This is a genomic window from Parafrankia sp. BMG5.11 (genome assembly GCF_004337455.1).
This window is the reverse complement of the sequence record NZ_SJXI01000049.1, coordinates 16,460-34,290: the sequence shown is the minus strand read 5'-3', so window position 1 is coordinate 34,290 and position 17,831 is coordinate 16,460. Positions and strand designations below refer to the sequence as shown.

The following is a 17,831-nucleotide window of genomic DNA, read 5'->3' as shown; positions in this document are numbered from 1 at the left end:
CCCGGAGGCACCATGTCCGAGTCCGACCGGAAGATGCACGCCAGCGAGGTCGTCGTCGACACCTCGCTGGTGGGCCGGTTGATCGCCGCGCAGTTCCCCGAGTGGGCGGGCCTTCCCCTCGAACCGGTCCGCTCCGCAGGCACTGACAACGCGATCTACCGCCTCGGCGTGGACCTGGCAGTACGGCTGCCCCGCATCCCCGCAGCGGCCGGGCAGGTGGACAAGGAGCACCGGTGGCTGCCGCAGCTCGCGCCGCTGCTGCCACTGGACATCCCGGTCCCGCTCGGGACGGGCACACCCGGCGAGGGCTACCCGTGGCCCTGGTCGGTCCACCGGTGGCTGGAGGGCGAGGACCTGCTCGCCGAACCTGCCGTTGACCTACACCGCATGGCCATCGAACTGGGAAACTTCGTCGCAGCCCTGCAACAGGTCGACCCCACGGGGGGACCACCTCCCGGGACGCACAACTTCTTCCGTGGCGCCCCGCTCGCCCGGCGGGACGCGGCCACCCGGGCCGCCATCCACTCCCTACGGGCCACCCTCGACACCGCAGCGGCGACCGCGGCGTGGGACACGGCCGTGCACGCGCCCCGCTGGCAGGGAACGCCGGTATGGATCCACGGCGACCTTCTCCCCGGGAATCTGCTCACCCGGGGCGGCCGGCTGCATGCCGTCATCGACTTCGGCGGCCTGGGCGTGGGAGATCCGGCCTGCGACGTAATGGCCGCCTGGACGCTGCTGTCCACCGAAAGCCGCGAGGCGTTCCGGAGCACGATCGGAGCCGATGACGCGACCTGGGCACGGGGCCGTGGCTGGGCGCTGTCCTTCGGACTCATCGCCCTGCCCTACTACCAGGACAGCAACCCCACACTCGCCCACATCGCCCGGCACACCATCGACGAGGCCATCACCGATCCATCCCGGCCGCCGCCCACCGGCACCGCGCCGACGCCGGCGAAACCTGGACCCACTACGCCCCGGGCGAGCACAGTCGATGACCAGGAACTTCCTCGCTACCGTCACATCACATGATCACCGATCCTGTTTCGGTACCGTCCCGTGACCATGTCGTGGACGCGCTCATCGGCCTGCTGGCAGGCACATGCCCGGACCGGGTGCTACGTGTTGCGATCGACGGCCCGGACGCCGCCGGCAAGACGACCCTGGCGGACGAGCTCGCCGGCACGCTCGCTGACCGGGGCCGGCCCGTCATCCGCGCCAGCGTCGACGGCTTCCACCAGCCCCAGGCCGTGCGCCGCCGCCGCGGGTCGCTGTCCCCGGAGGGTTACTTCCTCGACGCGTTCGACTACCCCGCTCTACGGCGTCTCCTGATCGACCCGCTCAGCCCAGACGGCGACCGGCGCTATCGCACGGCGGCGTTCGACCATCGCAGCGACTCCCCGCTCGACAGCCCCACCCGCGAGGCAGCCGGCAACGCGGTGCTCATCGTCGACGGCGTCTTCCTCCTCCGCCACGAACTACTCGGCTGTTGGGACCTCGCCGTGTTCCTCCAGATCAGCCCCGCCGAATCGCTGCGCCGCGCGCTGCGCCGCGACGTCGCCCTGTTCGGCTCACCCGACGCGGTCCGCGAACGCTACAAGGCGCGCTACCTGCCCGGCCAAAAGCTCTACCAGGCCTCCGCCGCGCCCCGGGACCACGCCGACGTGCTGATCGACCACGAACGTCCAGAAACTCCCCGCGTTCTGCGCTGGCCCGGGTGACGAGGCCCCTGATCCGAGCGTCGGTGAGCACGCTGCCGTCCGGCCCAGATCGCCATCCAGCGAAGTGCGCGGAGGCTGCGCGACAGCGATCGTCAGAGAACCCTGCACCCGTCCCGTCACTAGCCCGACGCCCGCCTGGAAGGCCTCCGACTACGCGCCACCAGATCACGGGCGGCCTCCGGCCACTCGGGTAGATCGAACACGAACCCCGCCCCAAGCAGCCGGCCCGGCACCACCCGCCGGCTCTTCAGAAGCAGCTCAGTGTCGCTACGCATCACGAACGCACCCACCTCGGCCATCCACGCCGTCGCCGGCAACCCCACCCGCACGCCCACCGCCGCCCGCAGACCCGCGACGAACTCCCGGTACGGCAACGGGTTCGGCGACGCCAGATTCACCGGCCCCACCAGATCGTCACACTCCACCAGGAACACGACCGCCCGGACGAAATCACGGTCGTGAATCCACGACATGTACTGCCGGCCCCCGGCGACCGGCCCACCCAGACCCAGCCGGGACATCCGCCACAGCACGTCAAACGCACCACCCCGGCCCGGCGCCATCACAATGCTCGTCCGTAGCGCCACCCGGCGGGTATCCGGCGTCGCCGCCTCCGCCTGCGCGGCTTCCCACCGCCGGGCGATGTCAACACTGAACGCCCAGTACGCCGGCACACCCTCCTCGCCGCCGCCGACAATCCCCGACACCTCGTCATGGGCCCGGTCAAAGCTGTGCGCGTAGATCGTGGCGGTGCTCATCTGCAACCACACCCGCGGCGGACGAGCCGCCCCCGCGATCGCCGCCCCCACCACAGCCGCGGAATCCACCCGCGACGCCATCATCTCCGCCAGATTCGCCCGGGTGTACCGGCAGTTCACACTGCGCCCAGCCAGGTTGACCACCGCGTCGGCGCCATCCACCTCGGCCACCCATGCGCCCTCGGTCCGACCATCCCAACACTCCGTCCGCGCACCGGGCACCTGAATATCGGCGTGCCGGCTGAGGACAACCACCTCATGCCCCGCACTCCCGAACGCACCCGTGAGCAGTAACCCCAGATGCCCCGTCCCACCCGGAACAACGATCTTCACGATCTCCCCGCTCCCGCTCGACCGGCACGCGACCACAGCCAGTCTTACGCGCGCCCCGATCCCGATGCGCCGCAGAGAAACCATCCCGTCACCAGGGTTCACGCCGCCGAGCGTGCCCGAGCAACAGCCGATCAGGCCTGCCGCGCCTCGGCGAGGAGCGCGTCGAGGCCCTCTGGCGCAGCCCGTTCCCCGATGTCGACGATCTGGACGCAGCCCTCGAATACACCCCCGGCGACCATGACAGACGGAGGCCGACCCCCAGGTAGCTGGGCGCCTCATCGCAATGATCGAAGGAGGAGAAGGTCATGCTGCCACCGGACAGTCATGTGCACAGCCAGTGGTCCTGGGATGCAGCAGCGGGATCGATGGAGGACACCTGTCTACGTGCACTCGAGCTCGGGCTGCCCTCGGTGGCGTTCACCGAGCATGCTGACCTCACTGCCTGGACTCTCAAGCCAGGGGAGGAAGTTCCGGAAGCGTGGCGTCCTCTAGTCGCAGAAGGCGTCCTGACGCCGCCTCCACTCGACGTCGACGGCTATCGGGAATGTCTGCAATCGTGCCGGGAACGTCATCCTGACCTGCGCATCCTGTCGGGCATCGAGTTGGGTGAACCTCACTGGCACACCTCCCACGCCGAGGCCCTGCTCGGCAGGGGCGCCTTCGAGCGGGTACTGGCCTCGGTCCACTCCGCACCGGCCGCCGGCGGCGGCGGCTTCACCGAGGTCTCCGCCCGGTACAAGGATCAGCCGCCGGACCGGGTCGTGCGGTCCTACCTGACCGAGACCGTGCGCCTGATCGAGCGGTTCGACGCGTTCGAGATCCTGGCTCACATCGACTATCCGGTCCGCTACTGGCCCGCAGACGCACAGCCCTACGACCCCTACGACTTCGAGGAGGAGTACCGCCACGTGCTGCGCGTGCTGGCAACGGCCGGCAAGGTCCTTGAGGTCAACACGAGGGTTCTGCAGCGATTTTTGTTTGTTGGTTTTGGAGATTGTTTGTGAAGATCAACATGGGGACGAAGGACGGTCAACACTGTTGATTATCTTGAGGGTGGGAAGTGATTAGCCTGTTTCCTCGGGTGGCTGCCCGCTCAAGTCGGTGACAGAGCGGGCAGCCACCCGAGGGCTGATCAGGCCTCGTCCCCCGGCACGTAGCGGCCGGCTGTCACAGTGGCGCTCAGGTCCTCACAGGTCGCGACCGTTGTGACGAGGCCGGCGTGGAGAAAGGTCTCCCCCGCCAGCGGCGCCTGGGCCCGGCTGGTCTCGACGAGCAGACTCCCCCCGGGCGCCAGCCAGTCTGTCGCCTCGGCGGCCACCCGGCGCAGCACGTCCAGCCCGTCCGAACCGCCGTCGAGGGCCTCCCGGGGCTCGTGGACCCGCGCCTCGGGAGGCAACAGCCCCAGTCGACCCGTCGGCACGTACGGAACGTTGGCCACCAGAAGATCCACCCGCCCGCGCAACACCGGCGGCAGCGGCGCGTAGAGATCACCTGTGTAGACCCGGGCCGGTGCCGGGGTGATGCGCCCCGGACCGGTCAGGTTGCGCCGGGCGCAGGCGACGGCGACCGGGTCGACGTCCGCCGCGTGCAGGTCGACCGGCCCGCGGACGGCGCCGGCCAGCGCCGCGCCGACCGCGCCCGACCCACAGCACAGATCGACGACCACCCAACCCACCGCCGAACGGGCCCTGTCCCCCACGGTCGCGCCGGCGGCCAGGATCGCCGCGGCGCGGTCGACGAGGAACTCGGTGCGGCGGCGGGGGACGAACACCCGCTCGTCGACAGCCACCCGCAGGCCGCGGAACGACACCCAGCCCAGCACGTGCTCCAACGGCAGCCCGGACGCCCGACGGGCGACCATCACGGCGAGCTCGTCGGGGGTGCTCGCGGTTGACAGCAGCAGCGCGGCCTCGTCCTCGGCGAACACACAACCGGCCCCGCGCAGCGTCGCCACGACGGCCGACCGGTCGAGCGAGAGGCGCGCAGCGGTGGGCAACGGGGTGGCGAACGACGAAGACACGGAGAACGACGAAGACGGTGAAGCGGGAGAGGCGGTGGAACCCGACATGAGGACCTTCCGGAAAACCGAGGGCGCACTGCACGGTGCACCGGTCCTCCGCGCGGCGCCGCTCGGCGTCGGACGCCTCAGTGGGCGGCGCGGCGAGCGGGTCGGCCGGCGGGCCTGGTGAACGCGCGGGGAGAGCGCCCAGCCTGCGGCAGCGGGATCGGGCTCACCTCCCCAGGTCGGCCGACACCTCGGGTCACCTGGTGACCCCGGCACGGGCGCGGACACCGCCGGTGCCGGAACGGCAGCCGATCCAGCTCGGCGGCCCGCCGTCACCAGCGCGTTTGCAGGTCCCGTTCCTACCGCGTCACACCCTGCCACGTCCACCCCACGCGGACGGCCACCCGCTGCGTTTCCGGGCTGGCGTCGGGCGTGTGGCACCACGTCACGCGCGGTGGGCGGCCGCACCGGGCGAAACACGCGAATGACCTGGTCGCCACGCGGGTCGCGCACGATCCGCTTCGGGGTTCGTCCGGTAGAACCGGAGCATGAGCTCGGCCGACGATCCCAGGGCGATACCGGCAGACGACGATCCCGCCACCATGACGGGCGGTGCCCAGACGGCGGCACCACCGTCGTCGCGGTGCGGCTTCCCTGGCTGCGAGCGGCCCACCGCACCCGCCGACCGGCCTGGACGGCCACCGTCCTACTGCGAGGACCCGGCCCACAACCGGCTCGCGGCCTACCGCCGTCGCCGCGACCTCGCCCGCCGGGAGAGCACCCCGCCCGCCGGCGGTGACCCGGCGGCCGTGCGTCCGCCGGTCGCGCGGCCGATCGCCGCCGGGCGGCTGCGGGCCGACGAGCTCGCCGCCCAGATCCGCGTGCTGGCCGCCGACCTGACCCGTTCCCTGGACGGCTTCTCCCGGGAGATGGCCGGCCTCGGGGATGTCGCCCGCGCCGAGGCACAGGTGGAGGCGGCCGAGGCCGATGCCGCCGAGCGGGTCGCCGAGGCGGTGGCCCGGGCCGTGCGCGCGGAGCAGACCGCCCGGGCGGAGCAGACCGCCCGCGGGGAGGCCGAGGCGGTGGCCGCCGAAGCCGTCGCCGCCCTCGAGGATGCCGAACGGCGCCTGGCCGCCGCCGAGGCGGCGCACGCGGGCGCGGTCACCGATGCCGAGACGGCCCGCCGGGAGGCCGCCGCGGCGGTGGAGGCGGCGCGCGCTGACGCCGACGCCCGCGTCGAGCAGGCGCAGGCCCGGGCCGACGACGATGTGGCGCGTGCCCGGCGGGAGGCGGCCACCGAGATCGGTCGGGTCCACGCCGAGGCAGAACGGGTCCGTGCCGAGCTGACCGCCGAGACTGACCGGCTGACCGTGGCGTTGCGGGCCGCGGAACGGGCCGCCGAGCGGGACGCGGCGGCCCTGCGCGAACTGCGGGCGGACCGCGACCATCTGCGGGCCGACCGGGACCGGATCCGCGACGACGCCCGCCGCGAACGCGACGAGCTGGCCCGGGCGCACGCCGACGCCCAGGCCGAGACCGCCCGGGTCCGCGCGGCCGCCGCCGAGGACCTCGAGCGGGAACGGGCGGCCGCCACCGACCAGCTGGAGCGGGCCCGCGCCGAGGCGGCGTCCCGGCTGGCGGCCGAGCAGCAGGCCGCCGCCGAACGGCTCGCCGTGCTCACCGATGCCCGCGCCGAGGCCCGGACCCGCGCCGAACGCGCCGAACGGCAGGTCGACGAGCTCACCGCCGAGCTACGCACTGCCCGTGCCCAGCCCCCGTCCCAGCCCTCGCCAGCCGGTGGACGTCCGGCCGGCGAGGTGCCGGTGCCGCCGGGTCGCCCGGCGGTCGAGTGAGCCTGCCGGCCCCGCGATGAGTCGGGAACCGGGGTGGGATCAGGCTGCGGGACGCAGAGTGCGGGCGAACAGCGCCAGCGACTTCTCCCAGTGCCGCTCGGCCGCCGCCTCGTCGTACACGGGGAAGTCGACCAACGCGAACCCGTGCCGCGCGGGGAGGATCTCCGCCTCGTAGTCGACCTTCGCCTCGTCCAGCGCCGCCACGAGCCGGGCGTGGTCGGCGTCGGTGTGGTGGGCGTCGCCGGTGGCGATCGCGATGTACAGGGCGGCGCGGATGCGGTCCGCCGCCAGGTACGGGCTGGACGGGTCGTCGCTGGCCAGCCCGCCGCCGTGGATCGACGCCGCCGCCGCGACCCGATCGGGGTGTGCCGTCGCCGCGGTGAAGGCCATCCGGCCGCCGACGCAGTAGCCGATGGTCCCCACCGGGCCGGGCAGCGCGCCCGGCTCGTCGGCCAGGGCGTCCAGCAGCGCGCCGGTGTCGGCCATCACCCGCTGCGGGGTCGCCTGGGAGACGACCCGCCCCAGCCGGGCGCGCTGCTCGGGGTCGGCAAAGTCGATCTTCTCCGGTGCTGCCGCGTCGGCCCCGGCGCGGTAGAACATGTTCGGCAGGGCCACCAGGTAGCCGGCCGCCGCCAGCCGCCCGGCCATCCGCTGCACCGTCTCCCGGACGCCGTAGGCATCCGGGTACATGATCACAACCGGGGCGGGGGCGCCGCCGTCGGGGGCATGGAGATCGACGTCCATCAGCCCGTCTGCCGTCTGGACGTCACGTCGGGACACCGCCATCGGGATCACCTTCCACTCATGCCGCCCCCCGCGCCCGGGCTCCGGTGGGCGGATCCCGGCGGGGACGGCCACCACGTGGCCCACCCACAGTCCGCGGCCGCGCCGGCCGCCAGGGTCCGGCATCCGGCTCCGGATGGTCCGGAGCCGGGAATCCGACGCCCTTCGGGAGCCTGACACCCCGGTCCACCCGCCGCGACCGGCGGGGGACGGGACGCCGGATGACGCCGGCCGCCGTCCAAAGCATTCACCAGCGCCACCTGGCCGCGTCTACAAGGGGGCGCCGACGGGACGGTGGGTGGGGCCCGCCCGGCCCACCGCCCGCACGGCACCGTCAACGGCCGGCGCCCGGCTCACGGCTCACAGCGGCGATCCGTCGCCGGAGGAAGGCCCGGGCCTCGACGGGAACGGAGGATCGACTCCTGTTACGCTCCTTGCGGAGCGGAGGCTCCGTTCCGGAACCTGGAGGGTTCATGATCCAACCTGCCCGCAGAGCCCACCACCAGGTCACGTTCGCCGTACTGGCGCTCGCCGTGGCCACCTACGCCCTGCTGCAGTCACTGGTCACCCCCGTGCTACCCACGATCATGGAAAGCCTGCACACCAACCAGACCACGGTCACCTGGGTGCTGACCGCCTACCTCCTCTCCGCCTCGATCTTCACCCCGATCATGGGCCGCATCGGCGACGCCGTCGGCAAGAAGAAAATGCTGCTGGTCGCCCTCGGCGCACTCGCCGCGGGCTCGGCGCTGGCCGCGATCGCCACCGGCATCACCCTGATGATCATCGCCCGTGTCATCCAGGGCGTGGGCGGCGGCATCCTCCCGCTCGCCTTCGGCATCATCCGCGACGAGTTCCCCCTCCCGAAGGTCTCCAGCGCCATCGGCGTCCTGGCCGCGCTGACCGCGGTCGGCGCCGGCCTCGGCCTCGTCCTGGCCGGCCCGATCGTCGACCTGCTCGACTACCACTGGCTGTTCTGGGTTCCCCTGATCATGGTGCTGCTGGCCACCGCGGCCGCCGTCGTGTTCATCCCGGAATCCGCTATCCGCACCCCCTCCAGGATCAGCATCACCTCGGCACTGCTGCTCTCCGCCTGGCTGGTCTGCCTGCTGCTCGGCCTCTCCGAAGGCCCCGACTGGGGCTGGACGTCCGGCAAGGTGCTCGGCCTGCTCGCCGGCGCCGTCGTCATCGGCGGAGCGTGGGTCGTCGTCGAGGCCCGCTCCACCGCCCCACTGATCGACATGACCATGATGCGCCTGCCGGCCGTGTGGACCACCAACCTCGTCGCCCTGCTCATCGGCGTCGGGATGTACGCCCTCATGGCGTTCCTGCCGCAGTTCGTGCAGACCCCGGCCTCCGCCGGATACGGCTTCGGCGCCACCATCACCGAATCCGGGCTGATCCTGCTGCCGCTGAGCATCACGATGTTCGCCGTCGGGATCGCCTCCGGCCCGTTGGCCGCCCGCTACGGCTCCAAGGCCGTCGTCGTCACCGGCTCCGCGGTCACGATCATCTCCTTCGCCCTGATCGCCTTCGCCCACCACGACAAGTGGGAGGTCTACATCGCCACCGCGGTGATGGGCATCGGGCTCGGCCTGGCCTTCTCCGCCATGGCCAGCCTCATCGTCGAGGCCGTCCCCGCCCACCAGACCGGCGTCGCCTCCGGCATGAACGCCAACATCCGCACCATCGGCGGCTCGATCGGCGCCGCACTGATGGCCACCATCGTCACCTCCGGCGCCGGATCCGACGGCATACCCAAGGAATCCGGCTACACCAACGGCTTCGCCATGCTCGCCGGCGCCACCGTGCTCGCCCTGATCGCCGCCCTCGCCATCCCGGCCGCCCGCCGGGGCCACCCGGCGACCGCCCAGGACCTGCCGCACGCCGAGCTGGGGCTGGTGCCCGGCGGCGCCCTGCTCGGCGCCGACCCGGAGTAGACCGCACCAGCCGGTGCGTACCGGCTAGGGCCCTACCAGCCGGGACAATCAGACCAGTCGCCCCCGTCAGGCCGACCACGGTCCGTCGGCGCCCACGGCTATGGTGGTAGCCGATGATCGTGTAACGATGCTGAGGCGGACTACAGTGATCTCCACGGCTACCGGCGGTGGGAACCAGAACACCGGAGACAGCACCGCGACCGACGCCGGGCCGCGGCTGCGCCGAGACGCCGCCGCCAACCGTCAGCGCCTGATCACCACCGCGATCGAGGTCTTCAACGACGAAGGCATCGAAGCCGGCGTCGAACACATCGCGCAGCGCGCCGGGCTCGGCATCGGCACGCTCTACCGCCACTTCCCCACCAAACAGGCACTCATCGAATACCTGATCCACGAGATCCTCGCCGACATGGCCGGGGCCGCCGAAACCGCCCGCAACGCGCCCGGCGGGCACGGCCTGGAACGCTACGCGCGCGCCGTCGCCAACACCATGGCCGCCCACCGCGGCTGCCTGGCCCGCCTGTGGGAACGCGCCCCCGCACCCGAACAGGAGAAGATGCGCCACACGGTCGCGGACCTGCTGCGCGACGCCCAGACCGCCGGCGTGATCCGCGACGACGTCACCCTGACCGACGTCCTGATGACCCTGCGCTCCGTGCGCGGAGTCGTCGAGGCCCCCGGCGACAACCCCGCCCAGGCCTGCCAGCGCCACCTCGACTTCATCTTCGCCGGCATGCGCCCCGCCTCCGTCCAGCGGTAACCGGGAACAACAGAAGTCCACCGGCAGACCTCGACCCACCGGCCGCACGGGCGTGTCGAACCCGCGGACGGCCGGTGGGTTCGACATACCATCTGACTCCTGACAATGATCAGGAGAGGCTGTCTGGTCGTGACGCTCGCCGCCCGGGAACGGGCACACCCACAAGTGGACGACGCGGTCACCAAGGCGGCGACCCGCTACCGGCGCAGCCGCCGCCTGGCCGGCATCGGCATCGGCGCGCTACTCCTCACCCCCGGCTGGGCCCTGGCCGCCGCCACCATCGCGCGGCACCTGACCGGAACCCACCCGGGCACCCCCTGGACCGCCGCGGCCATCGTCCTGGCCGCCGCGGGAACACTCGGCTACGCCGCGATCTTCGGGAGCCGGTCCGGCGCCCAGATCCGGGAGCGACTGCCCTACGACCGGGTCGACGACCTGGCCTACCACTACCTGCGCGTACGCCAGGAAGCCGCCGCCGGCGGCGCGACAGCGCCCCCACCCGAACTCCTGACCGCCGCCGGCCGCGCCGCCCGCCGCCTCAGCGTCACCTGCCCGCACAGCGCCTCCCGACTCAAGGCCGCGATGCTCGCCCAGCGCTACTTCGACACCGCGGCCGGCGCACGCACCCCGGGCCGCCGCCACGGAGCCCTCGACCTCGCTGAAACCCTCGAGACAACCCACCACCTCCTCGCCTCTCTCCGCCCCGTCTGACCGACCCCGACGGCGCCGATCGACCCCGATCGGCAACGCTGGAACGCCGGCCCCGCAGAGACGTCCACAGATATACAGATCACCGGTATATGCTGATGATGTGGGTATTGAGGACATTCGCGAGCCGACCTTCCTGGTGCTCGCGGCACTCGCCGACGGCGCCAAACACGGGTACGCGTTGATCCGCGAGGTCGACACCATCTCCCAAGGCCGGGTGACTCTCCGAGCGGGCACCCTCTACGCCGCCCTCGCCCGCCTCGCCGACCAGGGCCTCGTCCGCCAACGCGGCGAGGAGGTCGTCGACGGCCGGCTACGGCGCTACTACGACCTCACCGACGCCGGCGCCGAGGTCCTCGCCGCACAGGCCGACCGACTACGGGCGAACGCCGCCGAGGCTGACCGCCGGCTCCGCTCCCGGGCCCACCTGCGGACGGCCCAGGCATGAGCACCCCGCGCCTCGAGATCACCTACCGTCAGCTGCTGCGGTGCTACCCACACCGCTGGCGGCAGGACAACGGCGACGAGGTCGTCGCCACCCTCCTCGACGCGGCGGACGCCGACGGACGCACCAGGCCGACCCCCGGCGACGTCGCCGATCTGGTCGTGCACGGACTCGCCACCCGGTGCGGCGCCTCACTCGGCCTGGTTCCCGCCGCGGTGTGGCACCGCATCGCCACGACGGCCTTCGCGTCCCTCGCCGTGCTGTCGGCGGGCCTGCTCGTCGTCGCGGAGTGGCTCCCTGAACCGTGGCCGCCCTCGGGCGCACCCACCAGCACCGGCCTGAGCTTCGGCCCGTTCGTCACCCTCGGCGTCCTCGTCTACCCGCTGCCGATCCTCGCGTTCACCGCCGCCGCGTGCGGCGCCCGGAGCGCCGCACGCGCACTTCTGGGGCTCACCTGCCTCGCGGTGTGCGCCACGGTGCCGGCCGCCGCGCACAGCGACGCCGAACGGCCCCAGATGTACCTGCTCGTCGTCCTGTGCCTGCTGGCCGCGATGGCGGCCGCCGGCCTGCCGCCGACGATCCGCCGACGCGACCTGTTCGCCGCGGCGGCGGTGTTCGGCCTGTTCCTCGCCGTGGCGACCGCCCGCAGCATGGCGCATTTTCACCAGGCTTACTCCGGCGCTCCCTGGAACTACTGGAGCTACCCGTTGCTCGCCTACCGCGGCCCCACCGGGCTCCTCGACACCCTCGAGATGACGATCCCGGCTGCCATCGTCATTGGCGCCCTCGCCGCGACCGGGGTCAGCGTGCGGCACCCCGGCTGGATCCTCACGACCTCCGTGGTCGGCGGAACCTGGTCACTCATGCCGATCGCGAACTCGGTCCGCTACGGGCGCTGGGCATGGGAGGACAACTACGCCGGGAGCGGATTCGTCATCCTGTTCGGCCTCATCACGATCGCAGCCGCCATCGACCTGTTCCGCGCCGCCGGACTGAGAGTTGTCCGGACCGACACGGCTGTCACTCCGGAAGCGAACCCGGGGGAGCCGGCGGACGGGTGCAGGTGAGGTCGGCGCTGGGCAGGGTGCCCGACCGCAGGTAGGCATTGACTGCGTCGTCGACACAGCCGCTGCGCCCGCCGTACACGCCGTGCACCCGTGCTCCGCGCAACGTCACCAGCCGCGACGAGGACAACGCCCGGTGCAGCGCCCGGCTGCCCGCGTACGGCGTGCGGTTGTCCTTCTCCGCGGCCACCACCAGCGCGGGTACGGCGTTCGCCACCCGGGTCGGTGCCTCCACCGGGCGCACCGGCCAGAACGTGCACGGGGTCAGGTTCCAGATCGCCGCACCCACATGCGGCTGCGCCCGCTGATGACGGCGGATGTCCGCCAGGTACTCACCGGCCACACGGGACGCCGGCACATCCCCGCACAGGACCGCGAGCTGCGCGCTCTGGAACGCGCTGATCGACCCCTCCGGCACCGCCTCCACCCGGCGCCCGGGTGACCCGCCGGGCAGCGTCGGACCGCCGGTCGCGACCCCGTCCAGGAACTCGTCGAGGTAGGGGTTCTCCGCCGGCGCGCGGCCATCCGCCGCGTCGGCGAAGGCCCGCACACCCATCGCCAGGATGTCGGACGCCTCCGCACTGTCGTCGACGAGTGCATCCATGAGCAGCCCCGGGATGTCCCCGGCGTCGTACTCCACGCCGTCCACGGTCAGCGGACCGCGCGCGGCCGCGGCGTAGATCCGGTCGACGGTGGCCAGCACCTCCGCGGCCGTGCTGCCAAGCCCGAACTGGGCGTCCCGCCCGGCGGCCCAGCCGGCCCACTCCCGCAGCGCGCCCTCGAGCAGATCCCCGGTGTCGCGCAGCACCCGTGGGTTGTACGTCGTCGGATCCACCACGCTGTCGAGAACGAAACGATCGACCCGGTCAGGGAACATCTGCATGTACACCGCACCCAGGTAGGTGCCGTAGGAAAAGCCGAGGAAGGACGTCTTCCGCTCATCAAGCGCAGCACGGACAATATCCATGTCACGAGCGGTGTTCCGTGTCGACGCGAACGGCAGCACATCGGCGTGCACCGCGCACGCCTGCGCTATCGCGGCCTGACCGTCGGCGGTGCGATCGAAACTGTCCTGGTCGGGGCCGCCGGCGCGCGGCCAGGGCCGCTTCAGGATCGGCCCGCAGTCCAGCGGTGCGCTGCGGCCGACGAAACGGGGGTCCATCCCGACCACGTCGAAGCCGTCCGCCGCCTCACCGAGCAGCCCACGCAGGTCCAGGGTGGCGTCCAGAGCGGGGCCGCCGGGACCGCCAAGATTGATCATCAGAATGCCGCGCCGGTGGGCGGTGTCGGCCGCCCTGATCCGGGACACCCCGAGGGTGATCTCCCGGCCGTCGGGGCGGGCGTAGTCCAGCGGGACGCTGATCCCGGCGCACTGCGCGCCGGCCGCGTCCAGGTAGGAGCCGATCGCGTCGTTGGGGCCGGTCCGGCACTCGTGCCAGCGCACCGGCTGGTTCTCGAACGGGGCGAGGGCCGGGTTCAGGCTCGCCACACCGGGCGGGGCGGGATCGGGCGCGCCGTCCGCCGCCAGCGCCCCGGGGATCGGCCCGGCGAAGGAGCTGACCCCGACGAGGGCCGCGGCGCCGACAACGACACCGCACATCCACGTGCGTTTCTCATCTCGTCTCATCGCCAGTCAGGATCAACGCGGACGGCCTTTTCCCCGAGGTCCCGGGAAACCGGGCGTTTCCATGATCAAGGCGACATTGATGTTATTTGGAGGCACTCGGGGATTCCGTTTGCCTTGTATGTGGGTTGAAAGGTGTTCAAGGAGGAGTCGGTGGCCGACTGATCAAGATCATAAACTGGAAGGCGGTGGCGTCAACACCGTTGACTATCTTGAGTCTCGGGACACCGCGCAGGGGCGCGGGGCGGACACGCCGCTCCCCCACCGCATCTGTCTGGCGTTCCAGCGGCAGGTCGTCGACGCCTTCGTACGCTCAGGCCTGCGCTGACCGGGCGGGCAGGAGATCCGCGCTGCCGCCGGGGCCGACGACCGCGCGGACGTCGCCCGGGCCCACCTGCTCGCCGCACTGCGAGCAGGTGGGCACCGTGTGGAAGACCTCGCCGCAGCCGCGGTGCCGCACGTTCACCGGCGGGCCCGCGGGCGCGGCGTACCGGTCGCCCCACTGCCGCATCGCGGACAGCACCGGCCACAGGTCGCGGCCCTTGTCGGCGAGCCGGTAGTCGTAGCGCGGCGGATGCTCCCGGTAGGCGGTCCTGGCCAGGACGCCGGCCTCGACCAGACCGGTGAGGCGCTGGGTGAGCACGTTGCGGGAGATCCCGAGCCGCCGCTGGAAGTCGTCGAAGCGGCTCACCCCCAGGAAGGCGTCGCGCAGGATCAGCATCGTCCACCACTCGCCGACGACCTCGAGGCACTGGGCCACCGAGCAGTTCATGTCCGCGAAGCTCTTGCGCTCCATGACCGGCACGTTAGTCAGTTGCGTGACGGAACGCCAGCGCCCTAAGTTCAGTTGCATGACAGAACTGATGATGGACCGGGGCGTCTCGCCCTCACGACGCCGCGAGGCGTCCGGACGCGAGGTTCTGCTGATCGTCTGCAGTGGCGTGATCCTGGCGAGCCTCGACCTGTTCATCGTCAACGTCGCGCTGCCGCAGATCGCCCACGATCTCGGCGAGACCGACCTGAGCCGGCTGTCGTGGGTGCTCAACGGCTACGCGGTCGTCTACGCGGCGCTGCTCGTCTTCTTCGGACGGCTCGCCGACCGGTACCGCCGCGACCTCGGCTTCCTGCTCGGCGTCGCGGTGTTCACGCTCGCGTCGGCGGCCTGCGCGGCGGCCACCACCGTCGACATGCTGATCGGCTTCCGGCTCGTGCAGGCCGCCGGGGCCGCGCTGGTGACACCCACCTCACTGGGTCTGGTGCTCGCGGCCCACGAACCCGAGCGCCGTCAGGGCGCCGTGCGCACCTGGACCGCCGTCGGCGGGATGTCGGCGGCGATCGGCCCGGTCGTCGGCGGGCTGCTCGTCGCCGCCAGCTGGCGCTGGGCGTTCCTCGTCAACGTCCCGGTCGGCCTCGCGGCCCTCGTCGTCGGCTGGCGCCGGCTGCCACGCCTGGCCGGCCAGCCGACCGAGCGGCCCGACGCCGTCGGTGTGCTGCTGGCCACCGGCGGGGTCGGCCTGCTGACCGCCGGGCTGGTCCGGGGGCCGGACTGGGGCTGGTCCTCGGCGGCGCTGGTGGGATCCCTCGCCGGCGGGGTCGGCCTGCTCGTCCTGTTCGCCGTCCACTGCGCCACCAGCCGGAACCCGCTCGTGCACCCGTCCCTGTTCACCTCCCGGCACTTCACCGGCGCCTCGGTCGTCGCGCTGTTCTTCTCCGCCTCCTTCGGCGCGATGCTGCTGTCGATCGTGCTCTGGGAGCAGGGCCAGTGGGGATGGTCCGCGCTGCAGGCCGGCCTGGCCATGGCGCCTGGGCCGCTCATGGTCCCGCTCGTCTCGTTCGGCATCACCGGCAGGCTGATCGCCCGCTACGGGCCGGCGAGCGTCATCGGGCTGGGCAGTGTCATCTTCGGCGGCGGGGTCGCCTGGTGGGCGCTCGCGATCACCACGGAGCCGGACTACGTCTCCGGCGTGCTCGGCGGCATGACCCTCACCGGGATCGGCGTCGGCCTGACCCTGCCCACCATGATGTCCACGGCCGCCGCGTCGCTGCCCCCGCAGTCGTTCGCGACCGGCTCCGCGGTCGTCAACATGGTGCGCCAGACCGGCATCGCCCTGGGCGTCGCCGTCACCATCGCGGTGCTCGGCGAGTCGTCGGTGGCCAGCGGCATCCCGCTGCACCTGTTCACCCGGGTCTGGTGGGTCACCGCCGCCCTGTCCGTCGCCGGAATCGTGCCCGCCGTGGCCCTCCTGCGCCGCCCCGCCCGCGCGGCTTGAGCACCCGACCGGCGACGTTGTCGACCGGTGGCGTTCGGGGCCGCGAACCGGTTGACTTTAGGCCGCCGGGCCGGTGTGGGCCCGGTGCCGGCGGTGGTCCGGTCGCACCGGCGACTCGCCCGCGGCGGACGGCTGCCGGCGTGTGTCCGATCGCCACGCCGTCGCGCGTGGCGTCTGGTGTGAGGAGCCGGTCCGTGTCCGAAGCCCCGTCCCGCGTCGCGATCGTCACCGGAGCGGCCCGCGGCATCGGCGCCGCCATCGCGCAGCGCCTGGCCCGTGACGGCATGGCGGTGGCCGTGCTCGACCTCGAGGAGTCAGCGGCCAAGACCACCGTGGACGCGATCGCGGCCGCGGGCGGGAAGGCGATCGCCCTGGGTGCCGACGTCTCCGACGCCGCCGCGGTGGACGCGGCCGTCGCCCGGGTGGCCGCCGAGCTCGGCGCGCCGACGGTGCTGGTCAACAACGCCGGTATCACCCGCGACAACATGCTGTTCAAGATGACCGAGGGCGACTGGGACGCGGTCATGGGCGTCCACCTGCGTGGCTCGTTCCTGACCGCCCGGGCCACCCAGAAGTACATGGTGGACGCGAAGTGGGGCCGGATCGTCAACCTCTCCAGCATCTCCGCGCTGGGCAACCGCGGCCAGGCGAACTACTCGGCCGCCAAGGCCGGCCTGCAGGGCTTCACCAAGACGTTGGCGATCGAGCTGGGCAAGTTCGGCATCACGGTGAACTGCGTGGCGCCCGGGTTCATCGTCAGCGACATGACGCGGGCGACCGCCGAGCGCCTGGGTGTCGGCTGGGAGGACTACCTGGCCGTGGCGAAGTCGAAGATCCCGGTCGCCCGGCCCGGCGAGGTCGACGACATCGCCCACGCGGTGTCGTTCTTCGTCGGCGAGGGCGCCGGCTTCGTGTCCGGCCAGGTCCTCTACGTCGCCGGCGGCCCGAAGGCCTGAGCCTGTCTGCACGATCAGCCCGGGCGGGCGGACCTCATCGTGGTCGGGTTCGTGTCGGTGGCGGGCATGTCGATGCTCCTGTCAGGCTCGGCGGTCAGGCCAGGTCAGGTCGTCGGTTCGGTCGGGTCGGGTCGGGTGACTCGGTCAGGTCGGGTGGGTGGCGGGGCGGCATCGGGTCGACGTCGTCGGGCATGGCGCGCAGGACGTCGTCGAGGCGCCGGTAGCGCTCCTCGGCCTGGCGGCGGTACCGCTCGAGCCACGTCGTCAGGAGGTCGAGGACGTCGGCCTCCAGGTGCATCGGACGCCGCTGTGCCTGCCGGCCGCTGCTGACCAGGCCGGCGTCCTGCAGCACCCGCAGGTGCTTGGACACCGCCTGGACGGTCATGTCGTAGGGTGCGGCGAGCTCGTTGACGGTGGCGTCCCCCACCGCCAGGCGCGCCACGATGTCGCGCCTGGTCGGGTCCGCCAGCGCCGAGAACACCCGGGACAGCGTGTCCGCCGCCACCACCGGCACTCCCCCTCCGCATTCCCCAGGCCGGCCACGATCAGCCGGCCACTTCCTCAACCGATTGGTTGAATACCGAGCTTAGGTCGCCTCACCCAGGTCGTCA

The 17,831-nt window shown here is 72.3% G+C and carries 18 protein-coding genes; 12 read left to right on the top strand and 6 right to left on the bottom strand.

Features of this window, described 5'->3' with window-relative positions; all coding sequences use genetic code 11:
* Positions 1-12: 12 nt before the first annotated feature.
* Complete coding sequence (locus E0504_RS30155) at positions 13-1,032, top strand: aminoglycoside phosphotransferase family protein (protein WP_112107036.1); 1,020 nt, start codon at positions 13-15, stop codon at positions 1,030-1,032.
* Complete coding sequence (locus E0504_RS30150; RefSeq protein WP_071063363.1) at positions 1,029-1,721, top strand: uridine kinase; 693 nt, start codon at positions 1,029-1,031, stop codon at positions 1,719-1,721. Before E0504_RS30155 ends, E0504_RS30150 begins: the two co-directional genes overlap by 4 nt.
* A gap of 119 nt (positions 1,722-1,840) precedes the next feature.
* Here E0504_RS30150 and E0504_RS30145 read toward each other — a convergent pair whose 3' ends face one another.
* A complete protein-coding gene (locus E0504_RS30145) occupies positions 1,841-2,812 on the bottom strand; it encodes an epimerase (protein ID WP_112107070.1) in 972 nt (323 codons plus the stop codon).
* A gap of 305 nt (positions 2,813-3,117) precedes the next feature.
* Between E0504_RS30145 and E0504_RS30140 the strand changes: the two genes are divergently transcribed.
* Entirely contained in the window at positions 3,118-3,816 is a 699-nt protein-coding gene (locus E0504_RS30140; protein ID WP_112107035.1) for a PHP domain-containing protein, read from the top strand.
* Between the two features lie 128 nt (positions 3,817-3,944).
* On the opposite strand, the gene E0504_RS30135 is transcribed toward E0504_RS30140, so the two are convergent.
* On the bottom strand, positions 3,945-4,880 hold the full coding sequence (locus E0504_RS30135; protein WP_131626263.1) for a putative protein N(5)-glutamine methyltransferase: 936 nt from the start codon (positions 4,878-4,880) through the stop codon (positions 3,945-3,947).
* On the opposite strand from E0504_RS30135, the gene E0504_RS50580 reads away from it, so the two are divergent.
* Entirely contained in the window at positions 4,813-5,001 is a 189-nt protein-coding gene (locus tag E0504_RS50580; RefSeq protein WP_207974613.1) for a hypothetical protein, read from the top strand. The genes E0504_RS30135 and E0504_RS50580 overlap by 68 nt on opposite strands.
* 364 nt (positions 5,002-5,365) lie before the next feature.
* Positions 5,366-6,670: a hypothetical protein gene (locus E0504_RS30130; RefSeq protein WP_112107033.1), complete on the top strand. Its 1,305-nt coding sequence runs from the start codon at positions 5,366-5,368 to the stop codon at positions 6,668-6,670.
* A gap of 39 nt (positions 6,671-6,709) precedes the next feature.
* Here E0504_RS30130 and E0504_RS30125 read toward each other — a convergent pair whose 3' ends face one another.
* A complete protein-coding gene (locus E0504_RS30125; RefSeq protein ID WP_112107069.1) occupies positions 6,710-7,456 on the bottom strand; it encodes a dienelactone hydrolase family protein in 747 nt (248 codons plus the stop codon).
* Between the two features lie 470 nt (positions 7,457-7,926).
* Here E0504_RS30125 and E0504_RS30120 point away from each other — a divergent pair, with 470 nt between their 5' ends.
* The 5 genes from E0504_RS30120 to E0504_RS30100 all read left to right on the top strand — a co-directional run bounded on the left by E0504_RS30120 (position 7,927) and on the right by E0504_RS30100 (position 12,373).
* Positions 7,927-9,393 carry an MFS transporter gene (locus E0504_RS30120; RefSeq protein ID WP_131626262.1) on the top strand — a complete coding sequence of 489 codons (1,467 nt, stop codon included), beginning with the start codon at positions 7,927-7,929 and terminating at the stop codon, positions 9,391-9,393.
* Positions 9,394-9,538: 145 nt separating this feature from the next.
* Positions 9,539-10,153: a TetR/AcrR family transcriptional regulator gene (locus tag E0504_RS30115; protein WP_112107031.1), complete on the top strand. Its 615-nt coding sequence runs from the start codon at positions 9,539-9,541 to the stop codon at positions 10,151-10,153.
* A gap of 129 nt (positions 10,154-10,282) precedes the next feature.
* Positions 10,283-10,864, top strand: a complete 582-nt coding sequence (locus E0504_RS30110; protein ID WP_131626261.1) for a hypothetical protein — start codon at positions 10,283-10,285, stop codon at positions 10,862-10,864.
* 100 nt (positions 10,865-10,964) lie between these two features.
* Entirely contained in the window at positions 10,965-11,309 is a 345-nt protein-coding gene (locus E0504_RS30105) for a PadR family transcriptional regulator (RefSeq protein WP_112107029.1), read from the top strand.
* Positions 11,306-12,373, top strand: coding sequence for a hypothetical protein (locus tag E0504_RS30100; RefSeq protein ID WP_112107028.1), 1,068 nt, complete (start codon positions 11,306-11,308; stop codon positions 12,371-12,373). The genes E0504_RS30105 and E0504_RS30100 overlap by 4 nt, the downstream gene beginning before the upstream one ends.
* Here E0504_RS30100 and E0504_RS30095 read toward each other — a convergent pair.
* The gene (locus E0504_RS30095; RefSeq protein ID WP_235014177.1) at positions 12,327-13,970 is read right to left on the bottom strand and encodes an alpha/beta hydrolase; all 1,644 of its coding nucleotides are present in this window, start codon (positions 13,968-13,970) and stop codon (positions 12,327-12,329) included. The two genes, E0504_RS30100 and E0504_RS30095, sit on opposite strands and share 47 nt — an antisense overlap.
* A 337-nt stretch (positions 13,971-14,307) precedes the next feature.
* A complete protein-coding gene (locus E0504_RS30090) occupies positions 14,308-14,790 on the bottom strand; it encodes a helix-turn-helix domain-containing protein (RefSeq protein WP_131626260.1) in 483 nt (160 codons plus the stop codon).
* 55 nt (positions 14,791-14,845) lie between these two features.
* On the opposite strand from E0504_RS30090, the gene E0504_RS30085 reads away from it, so the two are divergent.
* Positions 14,846-16,264 carry an MFS transporter gene (locus E0504_RS30085; RefSeq protein WP_112107025.1) on the top strand — a complete coding sequence of 473 codons (1,419 nt, stop codon included), beginning with the start codon at positions 14,846-14,848 and terminating at the stop codon, positions 16,262-16,264.
* Between the two features lie 194 nt (positions 16,265-16,458).
* On the top strand, positions 16,459-17,220 hold the full coding sequence (gene fabG / locus E0504_RS30080) for a 3-oxoacyl-ACP reductase FabG (RefSeq protein WP_020461636.1): 762 nt from the start codon (positions 16,459-16,461) through the stop codon (positions 17,218-17,220).
* A 94-nt stretch (positions 17,221-17,314) separates the two neighbouring features.
* Here fabG and E0504_RS30075 read toward each other — a convergent pair whose 3' ends face one another.
* Positions 17,315-17,725, bottom strand: a complete 411-nt coding sequence (locus E0504_RS30075) for a helix-turn-helix transcriptional regulator (RefSeq protein ID WP_112107068.1) — start codon at positions 17,723-17,725, stop codon at positions 17,315-17,317.
* Positions 17,726-17,831 lie beyond the last annotated feature (106 nt).